At 72.5% G+C, this 2,153-nt stretch carries 2 protein-coding genes and 1 pseudogene; all 3 read left to right on the top strand.

The window, feature by feature from the left end; translation table 11 throughout:
* Nucleotides 1–321: pseudogene (locus AC1MIR_RS18750) on the top strand (hypothetical protein); the annotation flags it as partial.
* A complete protein-coding gene (locus tag AC1MIR_RS18745; protein WP_480029707.1) occupies nt 318–1,370 on the top strand; it encodes a hydroxyacid dehydrogenase in 1,053 nt (350 codons plus the stop codon). The pseudogene AC1MIR_RS18750 and the gene AC1MIR_RS18745, both read left to right, overlap by 4 nt.
* Nucleotides 1,367–2,104, top strand: a complete 738-nt coding sequence (locus AC1MIR_RS18740; protein ID WP_480029706.1) for an SDR family NAD(P)-dependent oxidoreductase — start codon at nt 1,367–1,369, stop codon at nt 2,102–2,104. Before AC1MIR_RS18745 ends, AC1MIR_RS18740 begins: the two co-directional genes overlap by 4 nt.
* Nucleotides 2,105–2,153 lie beyond the last annotated feature (49 nt).

Genomic DNA, 2,153 nt, shown 5'->3' with positions numbered 1-2,153 from the left:
GGGGGGGTCCGCCCCGCCCCCCCCGCGGGCCGCCCCTCGGCGGGGTCGGGGGGCGCGGCGGGGCAGGCGGGAGCCTCCGTCTCGCATGTCTTCGTGCTGTTCAACTACGGCATCTTCGACCGGCTGGTGACGGAGGTTCAGGACATCGGCGCCGAGCTCTTCGCGCTCGCGACCTGGCAGGACGTGCTGCCGGTGGCGGAGGAGCGCGCGACGCTGCCCGCCGACGACCTGGCGGAGCTGCGCCGCTATCTCGCCGATCCCTTCGGCTGGTCCGCCGCCCGCGGCGGCCTCGCCGCCCCCGACCCCGCATGGAAGTCATGACCCGCGCCAACCTCGTCTATTTCGAGAATTTCACCAATCCCGTCGCCGAGCGGATGCTGGGCGAGGCCGAGCGCATCGCGCTGCGGCGCCTGCGCTTCGCCGATGACCGCGCCACGCTGGATGCCGCGATGGCGGGCGCGCATGGCTATCATGCGCTGCCGCGCGTCGAGATCGTCGAGCCCTGGTTCTGCGACGCCGCGCTGCTGAAGCGCGCGCCGGCGCTGCTCGCGGCCTGCTCCACCGGCGCCGGCTTCGACGTGATCGACGTGGAGGCCTGCACCGCCGCGGGCGTGATCGTCTGCCACCAGTCGGGCACGAACAAGGAAGCCGTCGCCGAGCACGCCTTGGGCATGATGCTGGCACTGACAAAAAAATTCGCGCAGGCGGACAAGGCGTTGCGGCGAGGGGCGGCGCCGGATCGCTTCGCACTGACCGGCCGCGACATCCGCGGCAAGACGCTCGGCATCGTCGGCATCGGCGAGATCGGCACGCGGCTGGCGGCGCTGTGCAACGGGCTGTTCGGCATGACCGTGCTGGCCTGCGATCCCTATCTCAGCGCCGAGCAGGTCACGGCGCGCGGCGCGCGCAAGGTGGCGCTGGAGGAGCTGCTGGAGCGCAGCGACTTCGTCTCCGTCCACACGCCACGCAACGCCGAGACGATGGGCATGTTCGGCGCCGCGCAATTCGCGCGGATGAAGCCGACCGCCTGGTTCATCCAGACCGCGCGCGGCGGCATCCATGACGAGACGGCGCTGGCGGATGCGCTCGCGGCGGGGCGCATCGCGGGCGCTGGGCTCGACGTGTTCCTGAAGGAGCCGCCGCCGGCGGACCATCCGCTGCTGGCCTTCGAGAACGTCATCGTCTCCCCGCACAATGCCGGCATCACGGAGGAGGCGCTGCACGACATGGCGGCCGGCGCGGCGGAGCAGTGGATCGCGATCTTCCGCGGCCAGGTGCCGCCGCGGCTGGTGAACCCGGAGGCCTGGCCGCGCTACATGGCGCGCTTCCGGGAGGCCTTCGGCTTCGCGCCGCACGCGTTCCCGCAATGACGCGCGCGATCCTCGTCACCGGCGCCGCCTCCGGCATCGGTGCTGCCTGCTGCCGGCGCCTGGCGGGCCCTGGCACCGCCATCCTGGTGCACACGCGCAAGAACGCCGAGGGCGCGGAGCGTATGGCCGCTGGCGTCCGCGCGGCTGGCGGCGAGGCGGCCGTGATGCTCGGCGACATCGCCGAGGCCGCGGTGCCGGACGCGCTGGTTGCCGCAACGCTCGAACGATTCGGCAGGCTGGATGCGGTGGTATTCGCGGCCGGCTTCGCGGACAAGACGCCCTTCGCGCAGGCGCCGGATGCGGTGTTCGCTAAATCGCTGGATGCCGTGCTGTGGGGCTTCCTGCGCACGGCGCGCGCGGCGCTGCCGCATCTGAAGGAAGGGCGCATCGTCGCGATCTCCTCCTTCGTCGCGCATGTGTTCCGCACGGATGTCTCCACCTTCCCGGCCAGCGCCGCGGCCAAGGCGGGGATGGAGGCGCTGGTGCGCGCCATCGCGATCGAGGCGGCGGCGAGCGGCACCACGGTGAATGCGGTGGTGCCGGGCTACACCCGCAAGGACCCGGGCGCGCATGCCGCGCTGACGCCCGCGCAATGGGAAGCCGTGACCGCGAAAATTCCGCTGCGGCGCCTCGGCACGCCGGACGACGTCGCGGCGATGGCGGCCTTCCTGTGCTCGCCGGAGGCCGGCTACGTCACCGGCCAGGCGATCCATGTGAATGGCGGGCTGGTCTGAATCGAAAGGGCCCGCCACGTCGCCGTGGCAGGCCCCTGCGTCAGGCGCG

The organism is Falsiroseomonas sp. RANM36 (genome assembly GCF_056682175.1).
Note: the sequence above shows the minus strand (reverse complement) of the source record. Positions and strands in the feature narration are given on the sequence as shown.